Here is a 5,827-nt window from a genome sequence, read left to right on the forward strand (position 1 = left end):
ACCGGTTTCAGCCAGAACGACACGGTGTCGGCAGGCATGATCGGCCAGTCCTCCGGCCGGGGAATGTGGTGGATCCCGAAGGTGTACCAGAGCACCACGTCGGTGTTCTCGATCGGCCGGTCGGCCGCGGTCCACTCGGGAAGTCCGTGATCGTCCTTGCTCTGGTTCACGAATTCCCCGGCAGGCCAGCGTTCGTCGGGGGAGTTGGGGGTCACCCAGACGGTGTGCCCGATCGCACCGGTGCGCTGGAAGATCGGCGACGCCGGGTCGAACATCGACGGGATCGCGCCGCCGGGAACGAGCTTGTAGGCGGGGGCGGTGCCGAGTCCGGTGGTCGTGTTGTCGTTGACCACCTTCCACGCCCGCTGGCTCTGCCAGTCGAAGTCCTGTCGGCCTTCGAGTTCGGTGCGCAGCGGGGTGTTCTTCTGGCGCAGCGCGAGACCCAGAGGGTTGTCCGGGCCCATCGGCACCACCTCGGTCTCGGTCGCGTACACCGTGTTCTCGGTGCCGTCCACGTCGAGATCGAGGCGGGCCACCAGGAAGTGCTGGTGGAACGGCGCGTACGTGCGGTTGTCGACGAGCGTCCCGCTGGGGTGCTCCCCGCCTTCCGGGAAGTGGCTGACCACCATGATCCCGGTGGCGCGGACCTCGCATTCGATGTTGCCGTCCTGGTAGAACCGCCAGTAGACGAGATATTCGTAGTTCGCGACCGTCACGTGTGTCGACACCGTCAGCCGCCGCATGCGGCGCACCTCGGCGCCCGCATCGTGGTCGACGTGCTTCCAGAGGACGGCGTTGTCCTCCTCGTGGATACAGATCGCGTTCTCGATCGTGAACGGCACACCGTGGCTGTCGTGGAGTACGGCGTCGAGATACCGGATCTCGCCCAGGCAGTCGCAGCCCAGGGTGAGTGACGTGGTCATGAACCCGATGCCCCACTCGCCGATGTCGAAGGCGGTGCGGCGGTAGTGATCGGTGCTGGTGTCGCGGTACGGCACCGCCATTTCCGCGAACGACATCCGGTTCGCTATCGAGCGCACCCGGCCGTTGTCGTTGTAGGTCACCGCGTGCAGGGTCATGCCCTCGCGGTAGTTGAACCCCACCCGCAGCGACCAGTTCTGCCACTCGAGTTTGTTGCCCTCGAGCGTGAACGCCGGTCCCTCCGGCTGGACGATGTCCAACGGCTTCAACGGCGGCCGGGTGCTCGCGTCGCGGATCCGTTCCGGGATGTGCCGGGGCACGTATTCGCCCATGACCTCGGGACGTTCGACGCTGAACGTGTCCTCGATCTCGAGCAGTTCCATCTTGTTGACGTCGATCACGCAGTGGAAACCGTTGACCGGGCCCGCATACGGGTTGGCGCCCTCGGCCGCCCGGACCCAGGTGTCCGACCAGCCGAGCCGGCGCCCCTTGTACTTCTCCGGGGTCACCGCGTCGCCGTACGTCCACACGTCCATGAACACCAGGCTCATGTCCGTGACCCCGCGCTTCGCGAGCGCCGCGATCACGTCCGGGTGCCCGCGGAGGAAGGCGTCCGCCTCTTCCCACTCGTCCACCGTGAAATTCGCCTGGACGTCCGGGATGTGCTCCCAGGAGACCACGTTGTCTCCCGTGAGCGAGACGAGCGCCTTGTAGGTGTCTCCGCTGTTGCGGTCGAAGCACACGACGATGGCCCGGCGGTCCGGGACGGTGCCCGACGCGTCGAACGCCGACACCTCGGCCTTGCCCGGCTCGGCCAGTTCGATCGACGCGAACCGCCAGCCGTCCCCGACCCCGTGTTCCCGGGCGAGGACGGCCGCGGCCTGCGCGAATTCGTCCGCCCCCAACGGGTCCAGAGGATGGAACGTGCCGGTGGTCGTCCGGGTCATGGTGTCTCCTCTGGTCGTGGGGTGGGCACTTCGTGCTCGTGCGCCTTTTCGGTTGCGGTGACTACCGAAAAGGCGCACGGGTCAGACGAGCGAGCGCACGATCTGCTCGATGACGGTCAGGGCGTCGTCGAGCAGGTCGTCGCTGATCACCAGCGGCGGAAGCAGTCGGATGACGTTTCCGTAGGTACCGCACGTCAGCAGAATGACACCTTGTTCGAGCGCATGTGCGGCAATCGCCTTCGTCAGTTCGGCGTCCGGCTCGTCGGTGCCGGGCTTGACGAACTCCATCGCGAGCATCGCGCCACGCCCGCGCACGTCACCGATGACGCCGACGTCGGCGGCCAGGGCCTTCAGCCGCGGCAGGGCCAGGTCGCCGATGTGCTGTGCGCGAGCGGGCAGGTCGAACTTCCGCATGCTGTCGATCGCGGCGAGTGCGGCGGCACACGCGACGGGGTTGCCGCCGTACGTGCCACCCAGACCGCCGGGGTGCACTTTGTCGAGGAGTTCGGCGCGGCCCGTGATCGCGGACAGCGGCATGCCGCCCGCCATGCCCTTGGCCATCGTGATGATGTCCGGGACGATCTCCTCGTGCTCGCACGCGAACCAGGCGCCGGTGCGGGAGAACCCGGTCTGCACTTCGTCGGCGATGAACACGACGCCGTTGGCGCGGGCCCAGTTCACCAGGGTGGGGAGGAATCCCTCGGCGGGAACGATGAATCCGCCCTCGCCCTGGATCGGCTCGATGATGATCGCCGCGAGTGAATCGGCGCCGATCTGCTTCTCCATCTGGCTGATGGCGCGCTGGGCGGCCTGCTCGCCGGTCAGTCCGTCCTGGTCCCGGTAGGGGTAGGACATGGGGAGCCGGTACACCTCGGGTGCGAACGGACCGAAGTGGGCCTTGTAGGGCATCGACTTGGCGGTGAGGGCCATCGTCAGGTTCGTCCGACCGTGGTAGGCGTGGTCGAACGCGACGACGGCGTCGCGGCCGGTGGCGAGGCGAGCAACCTTGATCGCGTTCTCCACCGCCTCCGCGCCCGAGTTGAACAGGACGGTGCGCTTCTCGTGGTCGCCGGGGGTGAGGGCGGCGAGTTCCTCCGCCACGCGGACGTAGCCCTCGTACGGGGTGACCATGAAACAGGTGTGGGTGAAGTGCCCGACCTGCTCCCGAACCGCCTCGGCGACGGCCGGATCGGACGCGCCCACGCTGGTGACCGCGATGCCCGAGCCGAGGTCGATCAGGGAGTTGCCGTCGACGTCGACGACCACACCACCGTCGGCATCCGCCGCGTACACGGGGACGCTGGAGCCGACGCCCGCGGCCACGGTGGCGCGGCGGCGTGCGGTGAGGGCCGCCGACTTCGGGCCGGGGAGCTCGGTGACCAGGGCGCGCTTCTGCGGCAGCCGGTACTGGATGTCGTTCATGATGGTGCAGTCCTCAGGGTCGTGACGTGGATGGGTATGGGGTGGGCGACGTCAGTCGTGGGAACTCATGACGTGCTTGATGCGGGTGTAGTCCTCGACGCCGTAGCCGGAGAGGTCCTTGCCGTAGCCGGAGTACTTGAATCCGCCGTGCGGCATCTCGGCGACGAGCGGGATGTGGCAGTTGATCCACACGGCGCCGAAATCGAGTGCGGCCGAGAGGCGTTGCGTGACGCCGTGATCGTTGGTCCACACACTCGACGCCAGACCGTACCGGACGTCGTTGGCGAGGGTGACGGCCTCCTTCTCGTCGGAGAAGCTCTGCACGGTGAGGATGGGCCCGAACGTCTCCTCCTGCACGATGTCGTCGCGCTGGTCGACGCCGGTGATCACGGTGGGTTCGAAGAAGAATCCCTGCTCTCCCGAACGCTTTCCGCCGGTGACGATCTTGGCCGAGGTGGGGAGCGAGGCGATCTTGGAACTGACCGCGTTGAAGTGGTTGACGTTGTTGAGCGGGCCGTAGAACGTGTCCGGGTCGTCCGGCAGGCCGGGCTCGAGCGTCTCGGCCTTGCGGACGAGGGCGTCGACGAGCTGGTCGTGGATGGACTCGTGGACGAGGACGCGGGTGGCGGCGGTGCAGTCCTGGCCGCCGTTGAAGAAGGCGGCCTCGGCGATGCCGCTCGCGGTCTTCTCGATGTCGACGTCACCGAAGACGATGGCGGGGGCCTTGCCACCCAGTTCGAGGTGGGCGCGCTTGAGCTGGCGGGCGGCGGAGACGGCGACGGCGATACCGGCGCGCACGGATCCGGTGATCGACACCAGTCCGAGGGCCGGGTTCTCCACGAGGGTGGCGCCGGTCTCGCCGTTGCCGAGGACGACGTTGAAGACGCCGTCCGGCAGGATCCCCTTGGTCAGCCGGGCCAGGACGAGTGTGCTGTTCGGGGTGGTGTCGCTGGGCTTGAGCACGATCGTGTTGCCTGCCGCGAGCGCGGGGCCGATCTTCCACAGCGCCATCATGAACGGGTAGTTCCACGGGGTGACCTGACCGACGACACCGATCGGCTCGCGGCGCACGTAGGACGTGAAGCCTTCCATGTACTCGCCGGCGGCCTTGCCTTCGAGCATCCGGGCCGCGCCCGCGAAGAAGCGGAGCTGGTCGGCGCCCACCTTGATCTCTTCGTCGGCGATGACCTGCTTGGGCTGCCCGGTGTTGCGGCACTCCGCCTCGACGAGTTCGTCGCTGTGTGCCTCGATCGCGTCGGCGAGCTTCAGCAACGCGGTCTGCCGCACGCTCGGGGTGGTCTTGCCCCACGAGACGAAGGCCCGTTCGGCCGCCTCGACGGCGGCGTCCACGTCGGCCTTGGTGGAGACGGGCGCACGCCCGACGACGCTCTCGTCCACGGGGTTGATCAAGTCCAGCGTCTCCGTCGCAGATGAGGCGACGAACTCACCGTTGATGTAGTTCTCGAGTACGTCGATCGACATTCGTACCGGTTCCTCTCGTGGGGTCGAAACTCGTGGTTCGGAACGGACCGTCGGTCGAACAGTCCGACCGGGGTCCGGAGTTGCAGAGCATCTGAAACAAGTGTGCGCTGCCTCACAAGCCAGGGGCAGCTGACAAAATGGTGAAAGACGCGCCCCCCGCCGCGCCGAGTTGTCCAATCCGGAGTCACCCGTGCGAGCAGGTGTGGCCGGCCGCGCCGGAGCCGGCGAACGGCACGTCCGCAACGGCGCTCGCGGAGGTGGCGTCGTGCACGATCGCGCCGCCGACGAGGGTGAGGTCGGCCCGCTGGTCCAGCAGTTGCCCGGGCTCGAGCGTGTAGAGGTCCGCGGACCAGACGACCAGGTCGGCGCGGGCACCCGGACGGATCACTCCGAGCTCGTCCTCGGCGTGCCACGCCCACGCGCCACCCCGGGTGTATGCCCGCAACGCCGAATCCAGGTCCATCCGTTCGCGCGGAGTCCAGCCGGTCCGGCCGTCCACGCCCGAGCGGGTGAGGGCGGAGTACAGGCCGACGAGCGGATCCATCTCCCCGACCTGCCAGTCGCTCGAGAACGCCAGCGCCGCCCCCGACTCGGCGAGCGAACGGAATCGCCACGCCCGGTCCCACCGGTCCTCGCCGACGTTCTCCATCCACGTTCCGGCGACGAGGTCGGGAGAGCAGTGCCGCGGCTGCATCGCCGCGACCACGCCGAGCTCCCGGAAGCGGGGAAGGTCCTCGGGATGGAGGCATTCGACGTGGACGATGCCGTGCCGCCGGTCGACCGTGCCGTTCGCGCGGCCGGCGTGCTCGATCGAGTCGAGCGCCAGCCGGATACCCCAGTCGCCGGTGGCGTGGGTGTGCGTCTGGAAGCCGAGACGGTCGAGTTCGGTGAGCATCGCGGTGAACTCCTGCGGCGGCAGGCTGGGCGCGCCGCGGTGCCCCGGCCGGTTCGCGTAGTCGGACAGCATGGCCGCGGTGTGCGGTTCGATCACGTCGTCGGCGTACAGCTTGACCGGCCCGAGCCGGAGCATGTCGTCGACGGGTGCGCCGTCGACG

Annotated in this window: 4 protein-coding genes; all 4 read right to left on the reverse strand. The window is 68.2% G+C overall.

Annotated features, from left to right (window positions below):
- Window positions 1-1,868 (reverse strand): primary-amine oxidase (locus AZG88_RS32355; protein ID WP_061700182.1); only part of this gene is annotated, 1,868 nt, incomplete at its 3' end.
- 81 nt (window positions 1,869-1,949) lie between these two features.
- Complete coding sequence (gene gabT / locus AZG88_RS32360; protein ID WP_005238605.1) at window positions 1,950-3,290, reverse strand: 4-aminobutyrate--2-oxoglutarate transaminase; 1,341 nt, start codon at window positions 3,288-3,290, stop codon at window positions 1,950-1,952.
- Between the two features lie 51 nt (window positions 3,291-3,341).
- Window positions 3,342-4,772, reverse strand: a complete 1,431-nt coding sequence (locus AZG88_RS32365) for a gamma-aminobutyraldehyde dehydrogenase (RefSeq protein ID WP_061700183.1) — start codon at window positions 4,770-4,772, stop codon at window positions 3,342-3,344.
- 184 nt (window positions 4,773-4,956) lie between these two features.
- A partial coding sequence (locus tag AZG88_RS32370; RefSeq protein WP_156517677.1) for an amidohydrolase occupies window positions 4,957-5,827 on the reverse strand: 871 nt, incomplete at its 5' end.

This window comes from Rhodococcus sp. LB1 (assembly GCF_001583455.1).
Lineage (GTDB): Bacteria > Actinomycetota > Actinomycetes > Mycobacteriales > Mycobacteriaceae > Rhodococcus_F > Rhodococcus_F opacus.